This is a genomic window from Streptomyces sp. NPDC003691, assembly GCF_053981115.1.
The window spans coordinates 1-25,234 of sequence record NZ_JBSFNQ010000056.1 but is presented as its reverse complement, the minus strand read 5'-3'; the positions used below and the strand labels follow the sequence as shown (position 1 = coordinate 25,234).

Below are 25,234 nucleotides of genomic sequence, written 5' to 3'. Positions count from 1 at the left end.
GTTCCGCCCGCTCCACCCGTTCCGTTCCGCCGCACCGTCACGTAAGGAAGCCGATCCCATGCTGCGCATCGCCGTCCCGAACAAGGGCTCACTGTCCGGACCCGCGGCGGCGATGCTCCATGAGGCCGGCTACCAGCAGCGCAAGGAGTCCAAGGAGCTGGTGCTCGTGGACCCGGTGAACGAGGTGGAGTTCTTCTACCTCCGCCCGCGCGATATCGCGATCTACGTCAGCTCGGGCCGCCTCGACATCGGCATCACCGGCCGCGATCTGCTGCTGGACTCCGGCGCCGACGCCGAGGAGATCCTCGGACTCGGCTTCGCCCGCTCCACCTTCCGGTACGCCACCCGGCCCGGCACCGCCGGCGGGGTCGAGGACTTCGGCGGGATGACGGTCGCCACCTCCTACGAGGGGATCGTCGCCCGGCACCTCGCCGAGAACGGCATCGACGCCTCCGTGGTCCACCTCGACGGCGCCGTCGAGACCGCCGTCGAACTCGGTGTCGCCCAGATCATCGCCGATGTCGTCGAGACCGGCACCTCCCTGCGGAACGCGGGTCTGGAGGTCGTCGGCGAGCCGATCATGACCTCCGAGGCGATCGTGGTCCGCCGCAAGGGCGCGGACCGCGACGACCCCAAGGTGCAGCAGTTCCTCCGCCGCCTCCAGGGCGTCCTGGTCGCCCGGGCGTACGTGATGATGGACTACGACTGCCGGGTCGAGCACCTGGAGCAGGCCGTGGCCCTCACCCCCGGTCTGGAGTCCCCGACGGTCTCCCCCCTCCACCACGAGGGCTGGGTCGCCGTCCGCTCCATGGTCGCGGCCAAGGAGGCACAGCGGATCATGGACGATCTGTACGAGCTGGGCGCCCGGGCCATTCTCACCACCGCCATCCACGCCTGCCGGCTCTGAGGAACCCCGTCACCATGTCCGACACCCCCGCGCCCGCCGCCCCGCTGCCCGCCCTGCCGGTCACCTTCCGCCCCCACCGCACCAGGATCGTCCTGCTGTCGGTCGGCGCGGTGATGTTCACCGTGATCGCGGGCACCGGACTCGTCCTCGACAAGCTGAGCCTCGGTGAGCGGATCAGCTTCGTCACCACCGCGGCCGGCTTCCTCTTCGTCCTCTGGCTGCTCGCCCGCCCCAAGGTGGTCGCCGACGAGGACGGCGTCACCGTCGTCAACTTCACCCGCACCCGCAGGCTGGCCTGGGCCGAGATCCTCCGGGTGAACCTGCGCCGGGGCGACCCCTGGGTCTTCCTCGACCTCAGCGACGGCACCAGCCTGCCCGCTCTCGGCATCCAGCCCGGTATCGCCCAGCAGCAGGCCGTGGCGGACGCCCGCGCCCTGCGCGCGCTCGCCGAGTCGCGCAGCACCGCCGCGGCGCACTGAGCGGCGTCCGGCACGCCGAACCGCCGGACCGGCCCGGGCCCTTGCGGCCCGGGCCGCGGCATGTCACCGGCCCCGGGCCGCATTGGCCCGGTCCCCGCTTCAGCACGGCGTGATTTCTTGACGCCCCGGTGGCCTCCCGGCGAAGCTGCCGACCGGGTCCGCCGTACGAACCGGAAGGGACACCGGGGACGTCCGGGGCCTTGTGCGGTCCGCTTCCCGGCCGGCGGGCCCCTCACGAGCGGACGGGGGTACGGGGGAGATGCGACGGGGGGCACGGGCCGCCGCCGCGGGGCTCGCACTGCTGCTGGTCACCGCATGCGGCGGGAACGGCGGAGGCGACGACCGCGGCCGCGAGGTGACCATCGGCGTCGACAAGCCGGTGGCCTTCGCCGACGAGCCGGTACGGATCCGGGTGACCGGTCTGTCCGCCGGCCGCGAGGTGACGGTCACCTCCCAGGCCACCGACTACGCGGGCAAACAGTGGCAGGGGAAGGCCGTGTTCACCGCGGACCGGGCGGGTACGGTCGACCTCACCCGGGCCCGCCCGTCATCGGGTACCTACCGGACGGCCGACGGCATGGGCCTCTTCTGGTCCATGAACCCCGCCGGGGAACCCGCCGACGAGGCGTGGTTCTTCTCCCGCTGGCCCGAGGAACAGTCCTCGTACGAAGTGCGCCTCGAAGTCCGCACCGGCGGTGAGCGGGTCGCGGTCCGGAAGCTGACCCGCACCTGGCTGCGCGACGGCACCACCCACCGGGCGCTGACCACGGCCCGGGACGGCGTCCAGGGCTCGCTGTACCTGCCGCCCGCCGGTTCTCCGCGCGGCCGGCCCGTCCTCGTGCTGGGCGGTTCGGAGGGCGGCACCGGGGACAAGCACGGTGCCGCGCTGCTGGCCTCCCGGGGCCACCCCGTCCTCGCCCTCTGCTACTTCGGCTGCCCGGGGCGCCCCGAAACGCTGAAGCGGATCGGGCTGGAGTACTTCGCCACGGCGGCCGGGCTGCTGCACCGCGAGTCCGGCACCGGACCGGACCGGACGGCCGTCATCGGCTACTCGCGCGGCAGCGAGGCGGCCCAGCTCCTCGCCCACCACTACCCGGAACTGGTCCGGGACGTCGTCGTCTACGCCCCCAGCGACATCACCAACTCCGCCTTCCCCGACGCCCGGGAACCCGCCTGGACGAAGGGCGGCAAACCGGTCGTCCACCGGCCCATCCCACTGGACCGGGTACGCGGCACGGTCCTGGCGATCGCGGGCGGCGCCGACGAACTGTGGGAGTCGGCCCCCGCCGCCCGGCGGATCGGTGAACGCCGGGGCGCCTCGGGCCGCCCGCACCGGGCACTGGTGTACCCCGGGTCCGGGCACGGTGTCGGCACCTACCCCCACACCCCGACCGGGCTGGTCTACCGGAACCCCCTGATCGACGAGGAGATCTCCATGGGCGGCACCCGGCAGGCGGACGCGGCGGCCAGGGCGGACGGCTGGCGCGGACTGCTGGAACTGCTCGGGGACCGGCCCGCGGCTACGGGTTAGGCCTTGTCCGGGCGGACGGCGCTGCCGTGCGGACCCGGCCTCAGCCGAGCGGGTCGCCCGGGCCGCGTTCCAGGGGGCCGCGGCCGGAGAGGACCTCCCCGTACGCCTGCATCAGATCGGGCAGCCGCAGCGTTGCCAGGTCCTCGCGGGTCGGGGTGCCGGGATAGCCGGAGAGCCGCAGATCGCGGTAGGCGCAGCTCTTCTCGTACAGGGTCCGCAGAAAGCGCCCGTTGCCCAGCTCGTCGATCCACCGCTGGTCGACCACATGGCCGCAGACGGACCGCAGCTCGTCCACCGCCTCCTCGTCCCAGCAGTCGCCGTTCCCGGCGGCCAGCGCCTCCCCGATCCGGGTCAGCTCCAGCGGGCGGTACGAGGGGAAGTCGACCCGGGTGGTGAACCGGGACGTCAGCCCGGGGTTGGCGGCCAGCAGCCGGTCCATGCCCTCGGGATATCCGGCCAGGATGACGACGAGATGGTCGCGGTTGTCCTCGGCCCGCTTCAGCAGCACCTGGAGGGCCTCGTCGCCGTACGCGTCCCCCTTGGTGTACCCCGAGTTCGAGAGGCTGTACGCCTCGTCGACGAAGAGCACCCCGCCGAGCGCCGAGTCGATCAGTTCGTTCGCCTTCACCGCGGTCTGGCCCAGGAACTCGCCCACCAGGTCGGACCGCTGGGCCTCCACGAGATGGTCGCCGCCCAGCAGCCCCAGCGCGTAGAAGACCCGGCCGAGTATCCGGGCGACGGTCGTCTTGCCGGTGCCGGACGGGCCCGAGAAGACGAAGTGGCGCTTCGGGGGCTGTACCGGAAGCCCCTGGCCCGCCCGCAGCCGGGCCATCTCCAGCTGCGCCGACAACGCCTTCACCTGGCGCTTCACCGGCTCCATCCCGACCATGCGCTCCAGCTCGGCCAGGGCCTCCGCCAGCAGCCGCGGATCCGTGGGGCCGGCCGGGGACGGGGTGCCGGGGGACCGCCGGCCACCCGGGGCGTCCCGGCTGGGGCCGAGGTCGGCCGGTGCCTGGGGGAGGGCGCCGGGTGCCCTGCCGTCGGGATCGCCGCCGGCCCGGAGCGCGTCCGGGAGCGGCGCCCCGTCCTCCGCTTCCACGGCCTCCTGCCCCGGCCCGTAACCGGCGAGGGAGACCGCGAGCCCGGTCCCGGCCGGATCGTCGTGGGCGGCGGACTCCAGCGGGTCCGTGCCGTCGTACTCGGCGATGGCCGCCAGCCGGGCCGAGGTGTCCATGAAGCCCGGGTCGACCCGGTGCACCGCCCGGTACAGCGGCAGGGCGGCGGCGGTCCGGCCGGTGCCCTCGTGCGCCCGCGCCAGCCAGTACCGCAGCTCCTTGCGCTGCGGCTGCTCGCTGCGGCAGCGCATCAAGGCCGCCGCGAGCAGCGGCTCCGCCTGTCCGTACATCTCCAGCCGCACCCGGGCCATCCCGGCGAACAGGCCCGCCTCGATGCCCAGGAGCGCATCGCCGACCAGCGGTTCGGTATGGCGGACCAGCTGCTCCCAGTCCTTGACCAGATAGGCCCGGCAGGCGTGCAGGAACCGCACCTGGGGGTCGGCGTCCACCGGCGGCAGCCCGGCGAGGGCCCGGTCCAGCTCCGGGACATGGCGCCCGTCCAGCCAGTGGGAGGCGTGCGCCAGCAGCAGATCGCGCGGGGTCTCCAGCACCGGCTGCACCCACCAGCCCAGCCAGTACCAGGAGTTCAGCGCCCGCCGGTGCCGGGCGCGCTGCTCGCCGAACCGGTCCCGGGCACGGTACATCCGCAGCAGGGCGTTGGTGGTGTCGATCCGCAGGGCGTGGAGCCCGAGCCAGCCGTCGGCCATCCCGGGATCGAGCCGTACGGCGGTCCGGAACTCCTCCTCGGCCTGGGGATAGGCCCCCATCGTGTAGGCGTCCACTCCCCGCACCCAGGCAAGATCGGCCGGGGCCGGAGCGCCCTGCGTGCCGAGGTCCATCAGGTCCCCCATAAGTACACCGACTGAACCGCCTTGACGTGGACGGGAAGTGGCCCCACGGGAGGGCATCGTACCTGCGCAGGGGGGTGCGGCTTAAGGGCGCCGAGGTGATACGGCTGCGGTGACCGAGGGTGAGGGCGCACGGTGGGCGCGGCCCGGGAGCGAGCCCGGGGAGGACAGAACGAAGCCCCCGATCACGGGGGAACAACCGGGGGCTTCGCGTCTGCGGCGGCCTCAAAAGCCGCACATTGAGAACGTAAGACCTGTACACCCCCCGGGTCAAGCGGAGTTCGGGCACTCGTGAGGCGGATTCCCGACACCTCTGTACGACCGGAGGGGGTAGTCACTCTATGTGATGATCTGATGCATTCATGCGGTAGTGGGGTGCCCCGGCAGCACCAGATATCCCTCCCGGCACTCCTTCACCAGATGGTCGGCGTGAGGGCGGGAAGGATCGGCCAGGAAATGGCGGGTCTCGGCCACCGTCCAGTCGTCCCAGAAGGCCGAAAGTCCGAGGCCGTCCCGCCGCCGGCCGCGCGGCCACGACTCGTCGGGCGTCCGCTCCAGCCAGAGCAGCCGCGCCAGATGGGGCCGGAGCGCCGCCCGCCCCGCGCCGACGCCCTCGACCAGCACCACGGGAGCCGGGGGCAGGGCGCGCGGTGCCGCAAAGCGGCGCGCGGTCCAGTCGTACGGCTCGTAGTGCGCCGTCACGCCCCGGGCCAGGGGGTCGACCACCTGGCCGAGCAGACGCCCGGTCCAGCCGAAGAACGCCTCGTGGCTCGCCAGGTCGTCGAGGTGCAGCACGGGCACCTCGCCGCCGGGCACCCGGCGGGCGAGCACGGCCGCGAGCCGGGCCGTGAAGGTGCTCTTGCCCGACCCCGCGTGCCCGTCGACACCGACGAGCCGCACCGGCCCGCAGGACGGCGCCGCCGCGGCGAGCGCGTCGGCGAGCGGACCCAGCTGGTGCTCCATACCCCCACCCTATGTCCGGCAGTGCCGGACACCCGGCACTGCCGGACCGGGGGAGCGGTGCCGCCACCGGGCGGGCGTATCCCCAGGTGACGGGCGTGGGCCGGCCGCTGCCAGAGGTCGGACCAATATTGGTGGGACGGCTCGGCGGGGAACGCTGGCCCCCGGGCGGGGCCGCGGGTGATAGTGGCCTGCGTCGCCCGGTCCCCGCCCGCGGTTCCGGCGCGGCGGTGGTGTCCGTTCCGTCCGCAGCGCTGTCCCGGCAGCGCGCCCGAACCGGGAGTCGTCATGGCCAGAGCCACCACGCGCAGGACCCTGCTGGGCGCCGCGATCGCGGCCGCCGCCGGTACGGGGGCGCTCGGCGCCGCCGCCGCCCGCGCGGCGACCCCGGCTCCGACCGCCCCCGTGAGGACCGACCGGCTCGTGGACAACCGTTTCTGGACCTCGTACCCCGACTGGCGCCGCGGCAGTGCCGACGGCGTCCGGGCCGTCGCGGGCCGCCGCCCCGGCGCCGTGATCGGCCGGGCCGCCGGGATCACCGAGTACACCGATCCGCACACCGGCCGCACCGAGCCCTGGGAGTACGCCGTCTGGACCTCCCCCGAGCACCGCCCCGAGGTCCCCGCGACCGAGGTGATCGCCTCCTGGAACGCGCACACCCCGGCCGGCACCTGGCTCCGGGCCGAGCTGAGCGGCACCTACTCCGACGGCACCGCCACCCCCTGGTTCGTGATGGGCCGCTGGGCCTCGGGCGACGGCGACATCCTGCGCACCTCGGTCGACGGCCAGACGGACGGCCGGGCGAGCATCTGGACCGACACCTTCTCCGTCGACGACCCGGCGAGCGGGCTGCGGCTCGCCGCCTACCGGCTCCGGCTCACCCTCTACCGCAGGCCCGGCACCCGGGCCACCCCCACCGTATGGCGGCTGGGCGCGATGGCCTCCGACGTCCCGGACCGCTTCACCGTGCCCCCCACCGCCCCCGGCCCCGCCCGCGAGCTGGCCGTACCGCGCTACTCGCAGAACATCCACATCGGCCGCTACCCCGAGTACGACAACGGCGGCGAGGCCTGGTGCAGCCCCACCTCCGCCCAGATGATCATCGAATACTGGGGGCGCAAGCCCACCGCCGCCGAACTGTCCTGGGTGAACCCGGCCTACGACGACCCCCAGGTCTGCCACGCCGCCCGGTTCACCTACGACTACCAGTACCAGGGCTGCGGGAACTGGCCCTTCAGCACCGCCTACGCCGCGAGCTACCCCGGCATGAACGCCGTGGTGACCCGGCTCGGCTCGGTCACCGAACTGGAGCGCCTGGTCCGGGCGGGCATCCCCGCCATAACGTCGCAGTCCTTCCGCAGGGAGGAGCTGACGGGCGCGGGCTACGGCACGGCGGGCCATCTGATGACCGTCGTCGGCTTCACCCCCGGCGGAGACGTGATCGCCAACGACCCCGCCTCCGACGACAACACCGCCGTCCGGCGCGTCTACCTCCGCCGGGAGTGGGAGAACATCTGGCTCCGCACCAAGCGGTACGACGCGAACGGCAAGGTCAGAAGCGGTACGGGCGGGATCTGCTACCTCCTCTGGCCGGAGCGCCCCACCCCCGCCCAGCGCCGTGCCCTGGCGCTCCACGGCATCCACTGACGGGCAGCCGTACCGGCGGAACGGAACCACCGGGCGCGACCGGCTTCGCCGGTGACACCGGTGTCACCGGCGAAGGGATCACGGCGGGGGAGACGTGCGTCACTGCCGTCGCGCGGCCCGGATGGCACTCTGGCCGGGACATTGCGGGACAAGCCGCACCAGCGGAGGCCCCGCCTCGTACCCCTGACCGAGTGAGACCGCCATGACCGCTGCCGCGACCACGCCCGGCCCCTCCGCCGTTTCCGCGCCCCGTACCCGTACCGGCGGGCCCGACGAGGACTCCGACCTGCTGGAGCACGTCCTCGGCTGGGCCCTGGTCGTCCTGGTGGCCGTCCTGGTCACCCGGCTGGGACTGCTCTAGCCCTGCCCCGGGCCCGCCCCGCTCGGGTTCCGGACCGCCCTCCGTGGCACCCGGGCGCTCCACCTGCTGCCGATCAGGCCGCCGCGGACCGCCCGGGTCCGGATTTCCCCTGGTGACGGGCGTGCGGTGATCGGGCATACTCGACGCGCCGACAGCCGTCATGGGGCCTTTCCGCGATCCGGAGGGGCAGCATCGGCGTCGCAGAAGAGCGGTGGTACGCGTACCCACCCCGGGCGCGTGACGCCGCCTCGCCCGACAGGGAGGAGAGCGCCGCAATGTCCGACCGCACCCCGCAGATGGTGGAGCGCCAGCTGCCCACCGAGGAAGCCGGGGAACTGATCGCCCTGGTGCGGGAGATCGCCCAGCGGGAGATCGTCCCGCAGGCGGCCGGGGAGGAGGAGGCCGGGCACTTCCCGCGGGCCGTCTTCACCCTGCTCTCCGAATCCGGACTGCTCGGTCTCCCCTACGACGCCGAGTACGGCGGAGGGGAGCAGCCCTACGAGGTCTACCTCCAGGTGCTGGAGGAGCTGGCCGCCGCCCGGCTCACCGTCGGCCTCGGGGTCAGCGTCCACTCACTCGCCTGCCATGCGCTCGCCGGATACGGCACCAAGGAGCAGCGGGCCGAACATCTGCCCGCGATGCTCGGCGGCGGCCTGCTGGGCGCGTACTGCCTCTCCGAGCCCGCCGCCGGCTCCGACGCGGCCTCGCTGCGCACCCGGGCCGTCCGCGACGGCGACGACTGGGTGATCACCGGCACCAAGGCGTGGATCACCCACGGCGGTGTCGCCGACTTCCACACGGTCTTCGCCCGTACCGGCGGCGAGGGCGCCCGCGGTATCACCGCCTTCCTGGTGCCCGGCGGCGCCGAAGGACTCGTCCCGGCCGCGCCCGAGCGGAAGATGGGCATGAAGGGCTCACCGACCGCCCAGCTCAACTTCGACGGGGTCCGGGTCTCCGACGGCCGCCGGCTCGGCGACGAGGGGCAGGGGTTCGCCATCGCCCTCGCCGCGCTGGACGCGGGCCGCCTCGGGATCTCGGCCTGTGCCGTGGGAGTGGCCCAGGCCGCCCTCGACGAGGCGCTGGCGTACGCCGCCGGGCGCCGCCAGTTCGGCCGGCCGGTCTCCGACTTCCAGGGGCTGAGGTTCCTGCTCGCAGATATGGCGACCCGGGTCGAGGCGGGCCGGTCGCTCTATCTCGCCGCGGCCAGGCTGCGGGACGCGGGACGGCCGTACTCGCGGCAGGCCGCGATGGCGAAGCTGTTCTGCACGGACGCGGCCATGAGCGTCACCACCGACGCCGTTCAGGTCCTCGGCGGCTACGGCTACACGGCGGACTTCCCCGTCGAGCGGTATATGCGCGAGGCGAAGGTTCTGCAGATCGTCGAGGGCACCAACCAGATTCAGCGGATGGTGATCGCCCGTCAGCTCCTGGGCCCGGAGGCCGGCCGGAGCTGAGGTCACGCCGCCCCGGCGGTCCGAGCGGCATGCTGCGGGGACCCGGTCTGCTCGCGCCGGGTCCGCCGCCGTCGGCAGAAGGCGAGCCGAAGCCGAGCGACAGGGAAAGCGGGAAGACCGGACGGAAGCCCCGGCGGGGGCCGCGGCGCGACCCGCCGGTGCGGGCGAGCGGTCACGGCCGGACACCGGCCCATCCGGGGCACCCCGTCCACGGCGGGCCGTGGACGGTCTCGGTGCGGTGATCAGGTGCGGTGGTGCGGGCGGTACGGCGGCTTCGCGCGTCAGGCCGCGCGTCCGCCGCGCATCGCGGGCAGCCGGCGCAGCGGGCGCGAGCCCGGACCGCCGACGTGGGAGAAGGGCTGCATCCGCCAGTCCAGCCCCTGGGGCAGGGTCAGCAGCAGGCCCATCTCCTGCTCCTGGGGCTCCGGCGTCTCGTCGGCCGGCCGCGCCTGGGCGGCGGGCCGTCCGGTGCCCGCGCACACGGTCAGCCCGAAGGGGTTCCACGGGGTGGGGCACAGGGCGTGCTCGGGGAGTGCGTCCTCGTCCGCGAGCAGTGCGATCGGCTGCGCGCAGTCCGGGCAGACCACCCGGTACATCTCGAAGGTTTCGTACGCGTTCAGCTCGTCCAACTCGGCAGACCTCGCAGACTCCGCCGGATCAACAGGCTCCGGTTCGGTACGGCCGATGTTCTTGACACTCTGCATGGAGATTCTCCCCCTCGGGTGGGCCAACCGGGCTCGTGTGGCCTCGACCACACCAAGCACTTCCCATCCCGACTCCCGGATAACCATCCGGTCACGGTCAAGACCATTCCAATCCTGTGGCGTTCATCACATAGTCCCGGTGGCGCGCCGGTCGAACGGCCGAGCGGTGTGCCGGAAGGCTCGCGGGCAATTAAGTTGATGCGCATGGAGGAGCTGGATCGTCAGATCGTCGAGTTGCTCGTCAAGGACGGGCGGATGAGCTACACCGACCTGGGCAAGGCCACCGGCCTGTCGACCTCGGCGGTGCATCAGCGGGTCCGCCGTCTGGAGCAGCGTGGAGTCATCCGCGGATACGCGGCCGTGGTCGACCCCGAGGCGGTGGGGCTTCCGCTGACGGCGTTCATCTCGGTCAAGCCCTTCGACCCGAGCGCCCCGGACGACATCGCCGAACGCCTCGCGGGCGTTCAGGAGATCGAGGCATGCCACAGCGTCGCGGGCGACGAGAACTACATCCTCAAGGTGCGTGTCTCGACGCCGGTCGAGCTGGAGAACCTGCTCACCCGGATCCGTACCCTCGCCGGAGTCTCCACCAGGACGACGGTCGTCCTCTCCACCCCTTACGAGGCCCGCCCGCCGAGCATCTGACCCGGCGCCGGACGGCCGGGGATCGTTCCGCCACGACCGGCCCGCCGCCCGGGCCCGGCCACGAACTGACCCCGCGCGGCCCGCCGCCCGGAGGCCCGGCCGGGTGCCCCGGCCGCCGCTGCCCGGGCGGGCGTTCCCGCCGCCCGGGCACGGCCTAGGCTGGGGCCATGAGTGATCGCACCGCCCCCGCTCCCGGCGCCCCCGGCGGCGACAGCCGCACGGTTCTGCTGCGCCGCGGGGAAGTCCACAGCCCCGCCGACCCCTTCGCCACCGCCATGGTCGTGGAGCGCGGACACATCGCCTGGGTGGGGTCCGAGGGGGCGGCCGACGCGTTCGCCGACGGGGTCGACGAGACCGTCGACCTCGACGGCGCCCTCGTCACCCCCGCGTTCACCGACGCACATGTGCACACGACCGCCACCGGCCTCGCGCTCACCGGACTCGACCTCTCCGGTGTCCGCGGACTCGGGGACGCGCTCGCGCTCGTACGGAAGCACGCCGCCGGCCGCCCTGCCGACGCGGTCCTCCTCGGCGGTGGCTGGGACGCCGCCCGCTGGCCCGAGCGGCGGCCCCCGTCCCGCGCTGAACTCGACGAGGCGACCGGCGGCCGGCCCCTCTATCTGCCCCGCGTCGACGTCCACTCCGCCGTGGTCACCACCGCCCTGCTCGACCTGGTGCCCGGCGTCACCGGCCTGGCCGGATACCACCCGGACGCGCCGCTCACCGGCGCTGCCCACCACGCCGTACGGGCCGCCGCCCACGGCGCCGTCACCCCCGCCCAGCGCACCGCCGCCCAGCGGGCCGCGCTCGCCCGCGCCGCCGCCCTCGGCATCGGGACCGTCCACGAGTGCGCGGGCCCCGAGATCTCCGACGAGGCCGATCTGACCGGGCTGCTCGCCCTCGCCGCCGAAGGCCCCGGCCCCCGGGTGGTCGGCTACTGGGCCGAGCGGATCGCGGATGCGAAGGACGCCGAGCGGATCCGGGCGCTGGGCGCCCTCGGCGCCGCGGGCGATCTCTTCGCCGACGGCTCGCTCGGCTCCCACACCGCCTGTCTGCACGCCCCGTACGCCGACGCGGACCACACCGGCACCCTCCACCTCGACGCGGACGATATCGCCGCCCATGTCACCGCCTGTACCGAGGCCGGCCTCCAGGCCGGTTTCCACGCCATCGGGGACGCCGCGCTGACCGCCGTCGTCGCGGGAGTGCGGGCCGCCGCCGAGCGGGTGGGCACGGCCCGGATCCGGGCCGCCCGCCACCGGGTCGAGCACGCCGAGATGCTCACCCCCGAACACATCGCCGCCTTTGCCGAGTTCGGCCTCACCGCATCCGTGCAGCCCGCCTTCGACGCGGCTTGGGGCGGCGACGAGGGCATGTACGCCGAGCGGCTCGGCACCGAACGGGCCCGCACCGTCAACCCGTACGCGGCCCTGCTCCGGGCCGGGGTGCCGATCGCCCTCGGCTCCGACAGTCCGGTGACCCCGCTGGACCCCTGGGGCACGGTCCGGGCCGCCGCCTTCCACCGCACGCCCGGGCACCGCATCTCGGTCCGCGCGGCCTTCACCGCGCACACCAGGGGCGGCTGGCGGGCCATCGGCCGGGACGACGCGGGCACCCTCGTCCCCGGCGCGCCCGCCGACTACGCCCTCTGGCGCACCGGCGACCTCGTCGTCCAGGCCCCCGACGACCGGGTGGCCCGCTGGTCCACCGACCCGCGCTCGGGCACCCCCGGGCTGCCGGATCTGACGCCCGGCGCCGAACTGCCGCTCTGCCTGCGCACGGTGGTCGCCGGGCAGACGGTCTTCGATCGTCTGAACGGGTGACGTCCGGACATTTCGCTCCATAGGCCGGGGCGTCCGGGGTATCCGCCGCTACCTGCGGATCTTCGGTACTGGTCGGGCGAATTGGGCAAACCGCGCAGATCGCACCACTGTTGACATGGAGCGCCCACCGGCCGGTAGGTTCGGCCGAGTCCACCACGGGACGTCCGACCGGCAGAGCCTTTCCCCGCGTCCCGACCGCCGCTGGGTCATGGGGCGGTGCACCGCACCGGGGCACCGCCACTGGGAGCCAGGTCCAGCGCCCGCGCCTCGGGAGCGAGGGAAGGTTTCGGCCGGTTGGCAGGTGTGACCCGGATGGGGGCCCGGCGTTCAGTAGACAACGGCTCTCGGTCGATCCGCAGCCAGCGGGTCCCAGGTCGGCCCGAAGGACGCCGGTCCCCGATCCGTACCGCCCCGCCCCCACCCGGACCTCGCGGTTCTGCCCCCGCTCGGGCCGCGGACCGCTCCGCACCCGCCCCGCCCGGGACCGTCCCGGCCTCGCCGGAACCCCTGCCTCCGCCGTCCGCCCTCCGTGCCCGGCCGCCCGGAGCCACCGCCTCCGGAGGGCCGGAACGAGCCGCGCGGCCGTCCCCGGGCCCGCCGCGGCGACCGGTTCCCGACACCCCCGGCCCCGGCCGCCGGGGCCCGCCGCCCGGCGATCGCTAAGGTAGGGCCCTGTGCACGACATGAAGGGGCAGCAGTGAACGAGGGCGCTAGGGGCCGCGAGGCCCAGAGGCGGTACGGGCCGCTCGGCCGGGCCTTGGTGATCATTCCGACCTACAACGAGGCGGAGAACATCAAGAAGATCGTCTCCCGGGTCCGCGCCGCCGTGCCGGACGCGGACGTGCTGGTCGCCGACGACAACAGCCCCGACGGCACCGGAAAGCTCGCCGACGAGCTGGTGGTGGAGGACGAGCGGGTCCACGTCCTGCACCGCAAGGGCAAGGAGGGGCTGGGCGCGGCCTATCTCGCGGGCTTCGCCTGGGGCCTGGAGCGCGAGTACGGCGTGCTGATCGAGATGGACGCCGACGGCTCCCACCAGCCCGAGGAGCTGCCCCGGCTGCTGACCGCGCTCAAGGGCGCGGACCTCGTCCTCGGCTCGCGCTGGGTCCCCGGCGGCCGGGTGGTGAACTGGCCGAAGTACCGGGAGTTCCTCTCCCGCGGCGGCAGCACCTACTCCCGGCTGCTGCTCGGCATCGGCATCCGGGACGTCACCGGCGGCTACCGAGCCTTCCGCGCCGAGACCCTGCGCGGCCTCGGGCTCGCCGAGGTGGCCTCCCAGGGCTACTGCTTCCAGGTCGACCTGGCCCGCCGGGCGGTGGCCGCGGGATATCACGTGGTGGAGGTGCCGATCACCTTCGTCGAGCGGGAGCTGGGCGACTCCAAGATGAACCGCGATATCGCCGTCGAGGCGCTGTGGCGGGTCGCGGGCTGGGGCCTGTCGGACCGGGCGAACCGTTTCCGGGGCCGCTCGGCCCCCTGAGACGGCCCGGGGAACCGTGCCGTCCGCCCGGTACGCGGCCCGGGCCCCGGAGCCGGGGTGCCGGGCCGTCTCGGGGGCCGGGACCCCGCGTACGGCCTCCCCGGCGTTTTCCGGCGGCAGGTGCCCGCGCGGACAGCCCCCGGTACCGCGCGGTACCCCCGGGGCCCGCACGGCGGGCAGGCGTACGGGCCCGGGGCGGCTCGGCCCGGCCGGGCCGCTGCCGAGCCCATCGGCGCCTGCGGCGTACGGCCCGCGTCCGGGGAGTGTTCCCGGGAGCCGGTACCCGGGTGCGTACGGCCCCCGGCCCCCGGCTGCCGCCGGAGCCCGGCCGCACGGTGCTCCGGCGGAAAACGATCACCCGGCCGTCCCGTCGTGCCGGGCGCCCAGGCACACTGGGGGCATGACGACCGGCCCCGTGCCCCCGAGGGCACCCCAGCGCTCCCGTACCCGCCTGTTCATCCTGCTCGGTTCCGCCGCCTGGTTCGCGCTGGAGATCTGGCTGCTGGTCCTGGTCGGCGGCGCGATCGGGGCGCTGCCCGTACTGGCGCTGCTGATCGTCCAGGCGATCGCCGGCGCCGCGGTCGTGAAGCAGGCGGGCCGCAATGCCTTCCGTAACCTCACCGAGACGCTCCAGCGGCAGCAGCAGCCCGACGCGGCCGGTGCCGCCGCTCCCGACTCCTCCGGCAACGGCTTCCTGATGCTCGGCGGTGTGCTGATCATGGTCCCCGGCTTCGCCTCGGACGTCCTGGGGCTCGCGCTGCTGGTCCCGCCGGTCCGCAAGTGGCTGAGCCGCCGGACCCAGCGCTCCCTGGAGCGCCGGATGCGGGCCGCCGCCCCCGGGACGCTCGGCAATGCCTTCAACCAGGCGAGGATGCACCGCCCGGACGGCAAGGTCGTACCCGGTGAGGTCGTCGACCCCGCCCCGGCCTCCCCGCCGCCCGGGCCCGGTACCGGCCCCGACGGCGCGGGCGGCCCGCCGAGGATCATCGAGGGCCGGGTCATCCGCCCCGGCGCCGACGACCGGCCGTAGCCCCTCCCGGCGGCTCCCCGCGCAACCGAACCGCCGCAACCGAACCGCCGCGGCCAGGCCCGGCCGCGGTGAGCCCCCTGCCGGGACGGCTCGGCGCACCGGGCCGGCGCCCGGAGCCCCGCGGGCCGCAGCCGCAGGAGTGGGCGGAGCCCCCGGGCGGCCCGGGTCACGCGAAACGCCGGGACACGCGAAACGTCCGGACATGTGAAACGCCGGGACATGCGAAACGCCCGTGGGCCGGGACACAGCGAGTGTGTCCCGGCCCACGGGCGTATACGTTGCGGGGCTCGGCAGCCGGCCTGTCCGCCCGTGCCGTCAGCCGGTCCGGACGGGATCCGTCACGCGGACTTGCGGCTGTCCCGCGGATGCACCGCGATGTTCATCGCGCCGGACCGGAGAACCGCCAGCCGCTCTGCCAGCACCTCTTCCAACTCCTCACGCGTGCGTCGCTCCATGAGCATGTCCCAGTGCGTCCTCGCGGGCTTGCCCTTCTTCTCCTCGGGGCCGTCGCCGTCCACCAGGAGTGCCTGGGCGCCGCACGCCTTGCACTCCCACTCCGGCGGAATCTCCGCCTCTACCGAGAACGGCATCTCAAAACGATGTCCGTTCTGGCATGCGTACTCCACCGCCTGGCGCGGGGCCAGGTCGATGCCACGGTCCGTCTCGTAGCTGGTCACCACGAGCCGCGTGCCGCGGAGAGCTCGCTCACTCATGAATCGTGCCTCCCGGGCTTGTCGCCCACAGGACAGGTGTCGCTGTCGTCGTCATCCGGTCAACGTCCGGTCGGCCGTAAAGATTCCCGTTCCGGGTCATGCGTCGCCCGTCGTGCCGCTGCTTTCCCCTGTGTTGGGGTACCCACCGGCGCCCGGTTTGTCACATCTGACAGAAAGTGTCACCCAGTGATGTCGCTTCCACAGTGCGCAGTAACGGTCCGCCTGGCAGGCCAAACGCGTACACTACCGGCCTTTCACTTCAACGTCTAAATCCGGTCCGGTACCGGATTTCCCGCGGCGGCCGCCGCCCGGCCCACCGGAACCCGCGCCAGCAGCACAAAACCGACGGCGAAGAACAGCACCAGGGAGACGATCGCGTCCCGGTAGCTCCCGGTGATCTGGTAGGCGAGGCCGAACACCAGCGGCCCCAGCCAGCTCATGCCCCGGTCGCTCAGCTCGTACGCGGCGAAGTACTCCGCCTCCTTGCCGCGCGGCACCAGATGCGAGAACAGTGACCGCGACAGTGCCTGGCTGCCGCCCAGAACCAGCCCGATGGCCGCCGCCAGCCCGAAGAACCAGACCGGGGCCCCGGCGGGCAGAAAGTATCCGGCCACCAGGATCAGGGTCCAGACGGCGAGCGAGGCGAGGACCGTGCGCCGGGCGCCGTAGATCCGGGCCAGCCGCCCCATGCCCAGCGCCCCCGCGACCGCCAGCACCTGGACCAGCAGGACCGCCACGATCAGGGTGGTCTGGCCGAGTCCCAGCTCCTCCTTGCCGTACACCGAGGCCTGCGAGATCACCGTCTGGATCCCGTCGTTGTAGACCAGGTACGCCAGCAGGAACGACAGGGTCAGCGGATGGCGCCGCATGTCCTTCAGGGTGGCCAGCAGACGGCGCGGTCCGATACCGCCCGCCGCGCGCTCCGCGGGCGGGATCCGGCGGTCCCGGAGCCGCCGCAGCGGGATCAGCGTGAACGCGCCCCACCAGAGCCCGGCCGAGGCCAGACAGAGCCTTACGGCCTCCGCCTCGGAGAGCCCGAAGCCCTCGTGGTTGCCGTACAGGACCAGGTTGAGCACCAGGACCAGCGCGCCCGAGGTGTAGCCGAAGGCCCAGCCCCGGGAGGAGACGGCGTCCCGCTCCGCGGGTGCCGCCAGCTCGGGCAGATAGGAGTTGTAGAGGACCATCGAGACCGACAGCGAGGCGTTCGCCACGATCAGCAGGAACGCGCCCAGCAGATAGCGGTCCCCGTCGAGCAGGAACATGGCCGCCGTGGCCCCGGCGCCCGTGTAGGCCGCGGCCGCCAGCAGCGGTTTCCGGCGTCCCGTACGGTCCGCCCGGGCGGCCGCCAGTGGCATCAGGACCACCGCGAGCACGAGGGAGGCGGAGACCGCGTACGGATAGACCGCCCCGGCCCGCAGGGAGAGGCCCAGCGGACGGACGTAGCCGTCCTCGTCCGCGGCGGCCTTGGCCACCTCGGTCAGATACGGGCCCAGGAAGACGGTGAGCACGCTCGTGGAGTAGACGGAGCAGGCGAAGTCGTAGAAGTACCAGCCGTGCCGCTGCCGCCGCAGCTCCGCCCCGACGGGGTCCGTCCCGTCCGGTTCCCGCGGGGGCGGTACCGGACCGCGGGGTTCCGTACCGGCGGCGGCCCCGGTACTCCGCGCCCCGGTGCCCCCGTCCGCGGCGTCCCGTTCCCCGGGCCCGTCCGCCGGTTCCGCCGTCCCTGCCGCCATGCCGCGCCCCCGATCGTCTCGACGCCCCGCGGCGGGGACGCGCGGATCAGACCCAGGCTCCCCGTTCGGTCAGTACCGTGCGCAGCGTCTCCGGATGATCGGTCATGATGCCATCCACGCCCAGGTCGAGGAGGGCCCGCATCCGGTGGGGTTCGTTGACCGTCCAGACATGGACCTGGAGGCCCCTGCGGTGCGCCTCCCGGACGAACCGGCGGTCCACCACCCGGACCCCGCCGTGGAACTCGGGCACCTGGGCGCAGACCGCGCCGGGCCGCAGCGGCGCCGGGATCCCGAGGGAGCGCAGCCGCAGCGCAAGTACGCCTCCCGTGCCGTACGAGGTCGCCAGCCGGGGGCCCGCCGCGCGGGCCGCGCGGGCCACCCGCGCCTCCGAGAACGAGCCCACGCAGACCCGGTCCCACAGGTCCGCGCGGCGGATCAGCGCGAGCAGCGGTTCCAGCGCCGACTCCGCCTTGAGGTCGACGTTCCAGCGGGCCCCGGGGAACTCGGCCACCAGCTCCTCGAAGAGCGGCAGCGGCTCGGTGCCCCCGACCCGGGCCCGCCGCACCTCGCTCCAGGGCCGGTCCGCGATCCGGCCCCGGCCGTCGGTGACCCGGTCCAGCGAGGCGTCGTGGAAGGCGACGAGCCGGCCGTCGGAGGTGGTGTGCACATCGGTCTCGAACCAGCGGTAGCCGAGCGCCGCGGCGCGGCGGAAGGCGGCCGCGGTGTTCTCCAGCCCGTCCGCGGCCCCGCCGCGGTGGGCGAAGGGCAGCACCGAGGGGTGGTCGAGATACGGATGGGGCCGGGGGCCGGGAACGCGGGTCACCGCCGCAGTATCGCCCGCGCCCGGGGGCCGCCGGCCACCACGGTGCTGCCGCCGTCCGGCTCGGGCAGCGCGAAGTAGCGCAGGAAGAACTGGGCCAGCGGCCCGATGGACAGGGTGTAGGCGATGGTCGCCGCGCCCACCGAGCCGCCCAGCAGGAAGCCGGAGGTGACGACCGTCACCTCGACGATCGTCCGGACCAGCCGGATGGAGAGCCCGGTCACCCGGTGCAGCCCGGTCATGATGCCGTCCCGGGGCCCCGGCCCGAACCGGGCCGCGATGTACAGGCCGGTGGCCACCCCGTTGAGCACGATCCCGGCGGCCGTCACCGGGATCCGGACGGCCAGCGCCTCCGGCTCCGGGAGCACCAGGAGCGTCGCGTCCATGGCGAACCCGATGACCACGACATTGGAGACCGTGCCGAGGCCCGGCCGCTGCTTGAAGGGGATCCACAGCAGCAGCACCAGCGCGCCGACCGCGGTCATCACCACGCCCATCGACAGTCCGGTCAGCTCGGACAGTCCCTGGTGGAGGACGTTCCACGGCTCCAGGCCCAGCCCGCCGCGGAGGATCAGCGCGCAGCTCACCCCGTACAGCACCAGCCCCGCGTAGAGCTGGGTCAGCCGCCGGGCGAGCCGCCGGTCCCCCCGGACCCCGGGCGCGGTGGCTGCGGACGGCTGACGGGTTTCCTCGGGAGCCGGCTCTGTGGACACGTTTTCCACCCCTCCTGGTGACAGTGGACTGACTCATGACACCCTGTGGCCATGGAGCAGATGCCGAACATGGCCAATTCGCGGAAGGTGGACTGATTTCTTTGTCTCGGTGGACCTCTGCGGTGGGTGCGGCTCAACTGGCCCGTCAGCTCGCCGCCCAGCAGCCCCGTCCGGCCGGGCCCGGTACCCGCAAGCCGCCCGCCTACCGCGCGCTCGCCGACGGGATCCGGGTGCTCGTGCTGGAGGGCCGGGTGCCGGTCGCCACCCGGCTGCCCGCCGAACGGGAACTGGCCCTGGCGCTCGCCGTCAGCCGGACCACGGTGGCCGCCGCCTACGAGGCCCTGCGCACCGAGGGCTTCCTCGAATCCCGGCGCGGTGCGGGCAGCTGGACCGCCGTCCCGGCCGGGAACCCGCTGCCCGCGCGCGGCCTGGAACCGCTGCCGCCCGAGTCCCTCGGCTCCATGATCGACCTCGGCTGTGCCGCGCTGCCCGCGCCCGAGCCCTGGCTGACCCGCGCCGTCCAGGGCGCCCTGGAGGAGCTGCCGCCGTACGCCCACACCCACGGCGACTACCCGGCGGGCATCCCCGTCCTGCGGCAGATGCTCGCCGACCGCTACACGGCGCGCGGTATCCCCACCATGCCCGAGCAGATCATGGTCACCACGGGTGCCATGGGCGCCATGGACGCGCTCTGTCATCTGTTCGCCGGGCGGGGCGAGCGGATCGCCGTGGAGTCGCCGTCGTACGCCAATATCCTCCAGCTGATGCGCGAGGCCGGGGCCCGGCTGGTACCGGTCGCCATGCAGGAGGGCCTCGGCGGCTGGGACCTGGACCGCTGGCGGCAGGTGCTGCGGGAGGCGGCTCCCCGGCTGGCGTACGTCGTCGCCGACTTCCACAATCCGACCGGCGCGCTGGCGGACGACGACCGGCGCCGCTCCCTGGTGGAGGCGGCCCGTTCGGCCGGGACCGTGCTCGTCGTCGACGAGACCATGGCCGAACTCCATCTCGACGAGGGCCTGGAGCTGCCCCGGCCGGTCTGCTCCTTCGACCCGTCGGGCAGCACGGTGGTGACCGTCGGCTCGGCGAGCAAGGCGTTCTGGGCCGGGATGCGGATCGGCTGGGTGCGGGCCGCCCCCGATGTGATCCGCTCCCTGGTGTCCGCCCGTGCCTACGCCGACCTGGGGACGCCCGTCCTGGAGCAGCTGGGCGTCAACTGGCTGATGGGGACCGGTGGCTGGGAGCAGGCGGTCGACATCCGGCGGGCGCAGGCGCGGGAGAACCGCGACGCCCTGGTCGCCGCCGTCCGCCGGGAGCTGCCGGAGTGGGAGTTCACCGTGCCCGGCGGCGGGCTGACCCTCTGGGTGCGGACCGGCGGACTCTCTGGGTCCCGGATCGCCGAAGCCGGCGAACGGGTCGGGGTCCGGGTGCCGTCGGGGCCGCGGTTCGGGGTCGACGGCGCGTTCGAGGGCTTCGTACGGCTGCCGTTCACGGTCGCCGGACCGGTGGCCGAGGAGGCCGCGGTCCGGCTGGCGGCGGCGGCCCGGCTGGTCGAGACCGGCGGTACGACCGGGGCCGAGGCGCCGCGCACCTTCGTGGCCTGACCGGGGCGGGCACCCCGGCTGAGGGCGGGTCCCGCGGGCGCCCGGTCCGGTGCGGGCCGGGAGGCTCCGAGCCCGGCCGTACGGGTCGCCCCGTGCGGGCGGCCGGGACCTCCCGGGCTCAGCCCTCCGCGGGGACCGGTCCGGGGCTCCCGGCGGTTCTCGTCTTCTCGGCCGGGATCTCCACCGGCTCGGCGGCCGCCGGGACCTGCGGCAGCTCGTCGTGCCGCTCCGGCAGCAGCTCCAGCACGGCCTCGCGCAGGCTCTCGCCGGTGGCGTCGTCGTACGGGTCGGGGGTGGCCGGGACCTGGAGCCGGAGCACCGGGCCGGTGCCGAGCCGGGCGTAGCCGCGGCCCGGCGGGACATGCGGTACGGGTGTGGTCGGCGGCGGGCCGCCGAGCACCGCCGCGATCCGCCCGGCGTCCAGCGCGCCCAGCACCACCCGGGCCCGGGTGTGGGTCCGTACGGCCTCGGTGAGGTCGTCGAGGCAGTCGGTCTGCTCGGCCACCACCACGACCACCCCGGCCGCCCGGCCGTGCCGCAGGGGGACGGCCAGCAGCTCCTGCGGATCGGGGTGCCCGCCGGCGGCGGCCAGATGGCCCAGGGCGGACGGCCGGTCCACCAGGATCCAGAGCGGCCGCCGGGTGTCGGGGGGCGCGGGCAGTCCGGCCCGGCGGGCCCGGTTCGCGGCGATCAGCCGGTTCTCGGTCTCCCGCGACGCCCACTCCAGCGCCGCGACCGCGCCCGCGAGGGAGGACTCGACGGCCGGGACGCCCACCCGGCCCGCCAGACACGCATAGTCACCGGTCCCGCCGCCCTCCACGACCAGGACGTCGCCGTGGGGGAGGGCCTGGAGGGCGATCGAGCGCAGCAGGGTGGTGGTGCCGCTGCCGGGCTCGCCCACCACCAGCAGATGGGGTTCGGCCGAGCGGGGGCCGGTCCGCCAGATGACCGGCGAGGCATCCCGCGGCGCGCCGCCGTCCGTACCGCCGGTGTCGACGACCGGGAGGGTCCGGGGGACCGCGCCCTCGTCGGTGAAGCCGAGGACGGTCTCACCGGCCGAGGTGACGAAGCGCTGGGCGGCGACCGTGGTCGGCAGCGCGGGAAGCACGGTCACGGTCAGCTCGTTGCCCTCCTCGTCCCAGCCGAACCGGTACTCCCGGCCGCGGCCCGACTTGGCGTGCAGGAGCTGTTCGATCCGGGCCCGGGCCGCGGGCTCGCCGTCCGTGAAGTACGCCGGATACGTGATCCGCAGGGCCGTGAGCCGGCCCGCGGAGTCGAAGGCGGGGTCGTGGAGGGCCGCCGTCCACTCCCCGCCGTGGGTGAAGAGCGGAGCGGGGTCCTCGGGGACCGAGAAGTACGGCACCAGGGCCTCGTAGAGGGCCTGGAGCCGGGCCAGCTCCGCCTCGCCGGGCCCGGTGGGCTCCTCCGGCGGCCGTACCCGCCCCTTCCAGGCGGCCGCGGCCATCACCGTGATCAGGGCCGTGAGGGGCCCGTACGGGATGAACGCGACCACCAGGACACCGGCCCCCGCGAAGAAGAGCGTGGGACCGCGCTTCTCCTTGGGCGTCCCGGCCCATCTGCGGCGGGCCAGTCCGGTCAGTTCCCGCAGCCCCCGGGAGAGGGTGATCAGCGGGTGGAGCACGTCCGCGGCGCCGTCGGCGGCCGTCCGCGCGAACTCCCGGCTGCGGGCGATCTGCGCGGTTCCGCTGCTCAGGATGCGGGGGAGTGGTCGCGGGGACACGTCGTACTCCAGGGGGATTCGGGGCCGGATGCGCGGAGGGGGCGGCGGGGGTCAGAACTTGATGCCGCCCAGCAGGCTGGCGAGGCTCTGGCTGCCGGCCGTGATGCTGGGGGCGATGGCGGTACCCGCGAGGAAGAAGCCGAAGAGAGCGCAGACGAGCGCATGGGACGCCTTCAGGCCGTCTTTCTTGAAGAAGAGGAAGACGATGATCGCGAGCAGGACCACGCCGGAGATGGAGAGGATCATGATGTTCTCCTGGGTGAGGGGACAGTCACCTTGAGTACTTCCAGCCTCACAGGAAGTGCATATGTGATTAAAGGTGCAAAAGGGTGAAAATGTCGGCATTTCACTGCACTGGGGGATGGCGACGGCCGCCGGGGGCCCGGGCGGACGGCCCGCGGGACGTGTGGTGGAGGCGCCGCACGGGGGCAGGGAGTGCGGCAGCTGCCCGCGCCCGTGTCCCGCCTTGGGGTGGATCCCGGCGGGAACGGGCGGCGGCGGGCCGCCGCGCGGGCAGTACGCTGTCCGTCGCTCGTACGGCTGTTCCCGCCGTACGCCCAGGTCAGATAGTCGGAGACGGAGAAAGAACGAGTGAAAGGCGGTCCCCGCGATGAGTGAGTCCCCCGACCGTGACGTGGTCGAGCTGGCCACCAGGGTCTTCGACCTGGCGCGCCGGGGCGAGGCCGAGGCGCTCGCCGCGTACGTCGACGCCGGAGTCCCCGCGAACCTCACCAACGACCGCGGCGACACCCTGGTGATGCTGGCGGCCTACCACGGCCATCCGGCGGCCGTCGAGGCCCTCCTGGCCCGCGGCGCCGATCCGGACCGTGCCAACGACCGCGGCCAGACCCCGATCGCGGGCGCCGTCTTCAAGGGCGAGGACGCCGTCGTCCGGGTTCTGCTCGCCCATGGCGCCGATCCCGCGGCCGGAACCCCCTCCGCCGTGGATACCGCGCGGATGTTTGGGAAGACAGAGCTACTGGAGCTGTTCGATAGCCCCGGCGACAGCTGAGGCCCCGACCGGACCCGCGCCGTCCCCGCCGTTCGTCACGGAGAGTTTCCGGCGCCCTCTCCGGGATCCCCCCGCGCCCGGCGCGGGGATCCCGGAGAGGGACGTCGTAAATGTGGTCGCGGTGGCGATATGGGTGGGTCATCATGACGACGGGTCCTGTCCCGGACAACACCGGGAGCTCCCCTGGGACCCACCGACGAGAGGCGAGGAAGATGGTCGACACCAAGCAGAGGGCGCGGACGACGCACCACCAGGCGAGGAACTGCTCCTCGGGCCGCTGCGCGGCCTGACCGACTTCGTTCCCCGGTTGCGTCGAGAGCTTGATGTGAGGCTTTCCCCATGTTCGAACCAGTCATAGCGCCGAGCGGCACCCTGCTCGGCCTGCTGCAGAGGGGCCGCGGCGACGGCACGCTGCACGCGCTCGCAGCGCCCCGCGACGAAGCGCTGGCCGCCCTCAACCACTGTGTGCTGAACGACCCCCGCCACGACTGGCAGGTCGAGAACCGCTCCCTGTACTACGCCCGGCTCTACCTCGACCTCCACGGAGGTCTCGACGAGATCCGGCGGCACCTGTGCGACGCCGAGGACGTCCTGGACACCGACGAGGCCAGAACCGGCCTCGCGCTCGCCGTCCTCGGCCACCTCGCCTCGTACGGACGGCAGGACGCCCTCCGCCTCCTGCGCGACTACGCGACCCGCGGGGCGAACTGGGAGTGGGCCCTGGACGAGCTGGCGCTCCGTGACGACGACACGGGCCTGCGCTCCCTCGCCGAGCCCGTCCTCGGCCGTTTCCCCGCCACGCCCGAGGGCGAAGCGGAGCTGGCCGCCACCGTGCGCGACGCCTACGAGCCCCGGCCGTGGCGGCTCTGGGAGGACGACCCCAGGCCCGGTATCGGCGCCCGGGTGCGCGCCGCCCGGGAAGCCGGCTCCTTCGACCGCTGGCAGCGCCAGCTGCGCCCCACCGGCCCCCGGCCCGGCTGGAGCGTCCAGGCCGTCTTCGACTGGGCCGACCAGGGCCTGGAGCGCGGCACCCCGCTCCATGTGCCCGCCGCCCGCTGCCTGTCGGCCGTCGCCGTCGAAGCGGACCGGCCCGCCATCGTCGTGGCGGCCCGGGAAGGCGGCGACGGCGCGCGCTGCGCCGCCCTGCACTATCTCGCCGAACGGCGCGACCCGGTCCTGCTCGACCTGGTCGAACACGCGGTCTCCACCGGCTCCCGGACCGTCGCCGAAGCCGCCGTCGCCGCCTTCGAACGAATGTGCGGCGAAGAGGCCGTCGACCGGGCCCGGAGCTGGATCCACCGGCCCGACGCCCTCGGCGCCTCCGCCGCCGGAGTGCTCGCCTGCCGCGGCGGCGCGGGCGACAGCATGCTCGTCCTCGGCGCCCTGCGGGAGACGGTCCGCGCGGACGGCCCCGACGCCCCCCTGCTGTGGACCCTGGTCGACGGCACCGGCCGGCTCGGGATCGCCTGCGCCGCGCCCGTACTCCGCCACGTCTACCGGGAAACGGCCTCCTCCCGGCTGAGAGGCCGCGCCGCCACGGCCCTGGCCGCCACCGACCCCACCTTCACGACCGGCTTCGCCGTCGAATGCCTCTGGGACTGCGAGGAGACCACCAGGGAAGTGGCCGCCCGGCACGCGGAGACCGGTGATCTGCGGGTCGCCGAACGCCTGCGCCGCCTGGCCGCCGATCCGGCGGAGGAGGCCGAGGTCCAGACCGCGGTCCGGAGCAGAATGGCCCCGGAGACCCCCTCCCACTGAGCCGCACCCCGCTCCGCCCCCGCCGCGGTGACCGCACAACGGCCGGCGGGGTGGGGCCTCCGGGCCCGGGCACCCGGGTCGGTCAGTCGGCCCGCTTGGTGAGCGTCACATCGGCGGTGGGCGGGGTGACGCGCCGCCCGGCCAGGAGTGGGTGGTGGC

General features: G+C 74.2%; 22 protein-coding genes. 13 read left to right on the top strand and 9 right to left on the bottom strand.

The features are described from left to right. Positions 1-58 precede the first annotated feature (58 nt). The 3 genes from hisG to ACWDR0_RS24070 all read left to right on the top strand — a co-directional run bounded on the left by hisG (position 59) and on the right by ACWDR0_RS24070 (position 2,917). A complete protein-coding gene (gene hisG / locus ACWDR0_RS24080; RefSeq protein ID WP_456353824.1) occupies positions 59-907 on the top strand; it encodes an ATP phosphoribosyltransferase in 849 nt (282 codons plus the stop codon). Between the two features lie 14 nt (positions 908-921). Further along, complete coding sequence (locus tag ACWDR0_RS24075; RefSeq protein ID WP_456353823.1) at positions 922-1,386, top strand: PH domain-containing protein; 465 nt, start codon at positions 922-924, stop codon at positions 1,384-1,386. Between the two features lie 259 nt (positions 1,387-1,645). Continuing rightward, positions 1,646-2,917, top strand: coding sequence for an acyl-CoA thioesterase/BAAT N-terminal domain-containing protein (locus ACWDR0_RS24070; RefSeq protein WP_456353822.1), 1,272 nt, complete (start codon positions 1,646-1,648; stop codon positions 2,915-2,917). Positions 2,918-2,957: 40 nt separating this feature from the next. Here the strand turns inward: ACWDR0_RS24070 and ACWDR0_RS24065 are convergent, their stop codons facing one another. Next, the gene (locus tag ACWDR0_RS24065; RefSeq protein ID WP_456353821.1) at positions 2,958-4,871 is read right to left on the bottom strand and encodes an AAA family ATPase; all 1,914 of its coding nucleotides are present in this window, start codon (positions 4,869-4,871) and stop codon (positions 2,958-2,960) included. Positions 4,872-5,240: 369 nt separating this feature from the next. After that, on the bottom strand, positions 5,241-5,843 hold the full coding sequence (locus tag ACWDR0_RS24060) for a uridine kinase family protein (RefSeq protein ID WP_456353820.1): 603 nt from the start codon (positions 5,841-5,843) through the stop codon (positions 5,241-5,243). 285 nt (positions 5,844-6,128) lie between these two features. Between ACWDR0_RS24060 and ACWDR0_RS24055 the strand changes: the two genes are divergently transcribed. From ACWDR0_RS24055 to ACWDR0_RS24045, 3 genes are all read left to right on the top strand, one after another. Then, a complete protein-coding gene (locus ACWDR0_RS24055) occupies positions 6,129-7,487 on the top strand; it encodes a peptidase C39 family protein (RefSeq protein WP_456353819.1) in 1,359 nt (452 codons plus the stop codon). Positions 7,488-7,689: 202 nt separating this feature from the next. Further along, positions 7,690-7,848 carry an SCO1431 family membrane protein gene (locus ACWDR0_RS24050; protein ID WP_456353818.1) on the top strand — a complete coding sequence of 53 codons (159 nt, stop codon included), beginning with the start codon at positions 7,690-7,692 and terminating at the stop codon, positions 7,846-7,848. A gap of 275 nt (positions 7,849-8,123) precedes the next feature. Continuing rightward, positions 8,124-9,302 (top strand): acyl-CoA dehydrogenase family protein, encoded by a 1,179-nt coding sequence (locus ACWDR0_RS24045; protein WP_456353817.1) that lies wholly within the window; start codon positions 8,124-8,126, stop codon positions 9,300-9,302. A gap of 281 nt (positions 9,303-9,583) precedes the next feature. On the opposite strand, the gene ACWDR0_RS24040 is transcribed toward ACWDR0_RS24045, so the two are convergent. Further along, positions 9,584-10,006 carry a hypothetical protein gene (locus ACWDR0_RS24040; protein ID WP_456353816.1) on the bottom strand — a complete coding sequence of 141 codons (423 nt, stop codon included), beginning with the start codon at positions 10,004-10,006 and terminating at the stop codon, positions 9,584-9,586. A 204-nt stretch (positions 10,007-10,210) separates the two neighbouring features. On the opposite strand from ACWDR0_RS24040, the gene ACWDR0_RS24035 reads away from it, so the two are divergent. The 4 genes from ACWDR0_RS24035 (at position 10,211) to fxsA (ending at position 14,984) form a co-directional block, all read left to right on the top strand. Beyond that, the gene (locus tag ACWDR0_RS24035) at positions 10,211-10,651 is read left to right on the top strand and encodes an Lrp/AsnC family transcriptional regulator (RefSeq protein WP_456353815.1); all 441 of its coding nucleotides are present in this window, start codon (positions 10,211-10,213) and stop codon (positions 10,649-10,651) included. A 167-nt stretch (positions 10,652-10,818) separates the two neighbouring features. Then, entirely contained in the window at positions 10,819-12,474 is a 1,656-nt protein-coding gene (locus ACWDR0_RS24030; RefSeq protein ID WP_456353814.1) for an amidohydrolase, read from the top strand. A 697-nt stretch (positions 12,475-13,171) separates the two neighbouring features. Continuing rightward, a complete protein-coding gene (locus ACWDR0_RS24025) occupies positions 13,172-13,954 on the top strand; it encodes a polyprenol monophosphomannose synthase (RefSeq protein WP_456353813.1) in 783 nt (260 codons plus the stop codon). 400 nt (positions 13,955-14,354) lie between these two features. Continuing rightward, positions 14,355-14,984 carry an FxsA family membrane protein gene (gene fxsA / locus ACWDR0_RS24020; protein WP_456353812.1) on the top strand — a complete coding sequence of 210 codons (630 nt, stop codon included), beginning with the start codon at positions 14,355-14,357 and terminating at the stop codon, positions 14,982-14,984. A 338-nt stretch (positions 14,985-15,322) separates the two neighbouring features. Here the strand turns inward: fxsA and ACWDR0_RS24015 are convergent, their stop codons facing one another. From ACWDR0_RS24015 to yczE, 4 genes are all read right to left on the bottom strand, one after another. Next, complete coding sequence (locus ACWDR0_RS24015; protein WP_003959706.1) at positions 15,323-15,697, bottom strand: RNA polymerase-binding protein RbpA; 375 nt, start codon at positions 15,695-15,697, stop codon at positions 15,323-15,325. A gap of 266 nt (positions 15,698-15,963) precedes the next feature. Continuing rightward, entirely contained in the window at positions 15,964-17,430 is a 1,467-nt protein-coding gene (locus tag ACWDR0_RS24010; RefSeq protein ID WP_456353811.1) for an MFS transporter, read from the bottom strand. Between the two features lie 46 nt (positions 17,431-17,476). Beyond that, positions 17,477-18,253 carry a glycerophosphodiester phosphodiesterase family protein gene (locus ACWDR0_RS24005; RefSeq protein ID WP_456353810.1) on the bottom strand — a complete coding sequence of 259 codons (777 nt, stop codon included), beginning with the start codon at positions 18,251-18,253 and terminating at the stop codon, positions 17,477-17,479. Then, positions 18,250-18,963 carry a membrane protein YczE gene (gene yczE / locus ACWDR0_RS24000; RefSeq protein WP_456353809.1) on the bottom strand — a complete coding sequence of 238 codons (714 nt, stop codon included), beginning with the start codon at positions 18,961-18,963 and terminating at the stop codon, positions 18,250-18,252. Before yczE ends, ACWDR0_RS24005 begins: the two co-directional genes overlap by 4 nt. 101 nt (positions 18,964-19,064) lie before the next feature. On the opposite strand from yczE, the gene ACWDR0_RS23995 reads away from it, so the two are divergent. Continuing rightward, positions 19,065-20,564 (top strand): SCO1417 family PLP biosynthesis transcription factor, encoded by a 1,500-nt coding sequence (locus ACWDR0_RS23995; protein ID WP_456353808.1) that lies wholly within the window; start codon positions 19,065-19,067, stop codon positions 20,562-20,564. 118 nt (positions 20,565-20,682) lie between these two features. Here the strand turns inward: ACWDR0_RS23995 and ACWDR0_RS23990 are convergent, their stop codons facing one another. Both ACWDR0_RS23990 and ACWDR0_RS23985 read right to left on the bottom strand, forming a co-directional pair. Next, complete coding sequence (locus tag ACWDR0_RS23990) at positions 20,683-22,305, bottom strand: hypothetical protein (RefSeq protein WP_456353807.1); 1,623 nt, start codon at positions 22,303-22,305, stop codon at positions 20,683-20,685. 51 nt (positions 22,306-22,356) lie between these two features. After that, positions 22,357-22,551 (bottom strand): hypothetical protein, encoded by a 195-nt coding sequence (locus tag ACWDR0_RS23985; RefSeq protein ID WP_358824785.1) that lies wholly within the window; start codon positions 22,549-22,551, stop codon positions 22,357-22,359. Positions 22,552-22,915: 364 nt separating this feature from the next. Here ACWDR0_RS23985 and ACWDR0_RS23980 point away from each other — a divergent pair, with 364 nt between their 5' ends. Next, on the top strand, positions 22,916-23,317 hold the full coding sequence (locus tag ACWDR0_RS23980; RefSeq protein ID WP_456353806.1) for an ankyrin repeat domain-containing protein: 402 nt from the start codon (positions 22,916-22,918) through the stop codon (positions 23,315-23,317). Positions 23,318-23,656: 339 nt separating this feature from the next. Next, a complete protein-coding gene (locus ACWDR0_RS23975; RefSeq protein ID WP_456353805.1) occupies positions 23,657-25,075 on the top strand; it encodes a HEAT repeat domain-containing protein in 1,419 nt (472 codons plus the stop codon). The last annotated feature ends 159 nt before the right edge of the window (positions 25,076-25,234 follow it).

Bases quoted from the DNA above. Each gene is read 5' to 3' on its own strand.
- hisG (WP_456353824.1), top strand. From the start codon at position 59: ATGCTGCGCATCGCCGTCCCGAACAAGGGCTCACTGTCCGGACCCGCG.
- ACWDR0_RS24075 (WP_456353823.1), top strand. From the start codon at position 922: ATGTCCGACACCCCCGCGCCCGCCGCCCCGCTGCCCGCCCTGCCGGTC.
- ACWDR0_RS24070 (WP_456353822.1), top strand. From the start codon at position 1,646: ATGCGACGGGGGGCACGGGCCGCCGCCGCGGGGCTCGCACTGCTGCTG.
- ACWDR0_RS24065 (WP_456353821.1), bottom strand. From the start codon at position 4,871: ATGGACCTCGGCACGCAGGGCGCTCCGGCCCCGGCCGATCTTGCCTGG.
- ACWDR0_RS24060 (WP_456353820.1), bottom strand. From the start codon at position 5,843: ATGGAGCACCAGCTGGGTCCGCTCGCCGACGCGCTCGCCGCGGCGGCG.
- ACWDR0_RS24055 (WP_456353819.1), top strand. From the start codon at position 6,129: ATGGCCAGAGCCACCACGCGCAGGACCCTGCTGGGCGCCGCGATCGCG.
- ACWDR0_RS24050 (WP_456353818.1), top strand. From the start codon at position 7,690: ATGACCGCTGCCGCGACCACGCCCGGCCCCTCCGCCGTTTCCGCGCCC.
- ACWDR0_RS24045 (WP_456353817.1), top strand. From the start codon at position 8,124: ATGTCCGACCGCACCCCGCAGATGGTGGAGCGCCAGCTGCCCACCGAG.
- ACWDR0_RS24040 (WP_456353816.1), bottom strand. From the start codon at position 10,006: ATGCAGAGTGTCAAGAACATCGGCCGTACCGAACCGGAGCCTGTTGAT.
- ACWDR0_RS24035 (WP_456353815.1), top strand. From the start codon at position 10,211: ATGGAGGAGCTGGATCGTCAGATCGTCGAGTTGCTCGTCAAGGACGGG.
- ACWDR0_RS24030 (WP_456353814.1), top strand. From the start codon at position 10,819: ATGAGTGATCGCACCGCCCCCGCTCCCGGCGCCCCCGGCGGCGACAGC.
- fxsA (WP_456353812.1), top strand. From the start codon at position 14,355: ATGACGACCGGCCCCGTGCCCCCGAGGGCACCCCAGCGCTCCCGTACC.
- ACWDR0_RS24015 (WP_003959706.1), bottom strand. From the start codon at position 15,697: ATGAGTGAGCGAGCTCTCCGCGGCACGCGGCTCGTGGTGACCAGCTAC.
- ACWDR0_RS24010 (WP_456353811.1), bottom strand. From the start codon at position 17,430: ATGGCGGCAGGGACGGCGGAACCGGCGGACGGGCCCGGGGAACGGGAC.
- ACWDR0_RS23985 (WP_358824785.1), bottom strand. From the start codon at position 22,551: ATGATCCTCTCCATCTCCGGCGTGGTCCTGCTCGCGATCATCGTCTTC.
- ACWDR0_RS23980 (WP_456353806.1), top strand. From the start codon at position 22,916: ATGAGTGAGTCCCCCGACCGTGACGTGGTCGAGCTGGCCACCAGGGTC.
- ACWDR0_RS23975 (WP_456353805.1), top strand. From the start codon at position 23,657: ATGTTCGAACCAGTCATAGCGCCGAGCGGCACCCTGCTCGGCCTGCTG.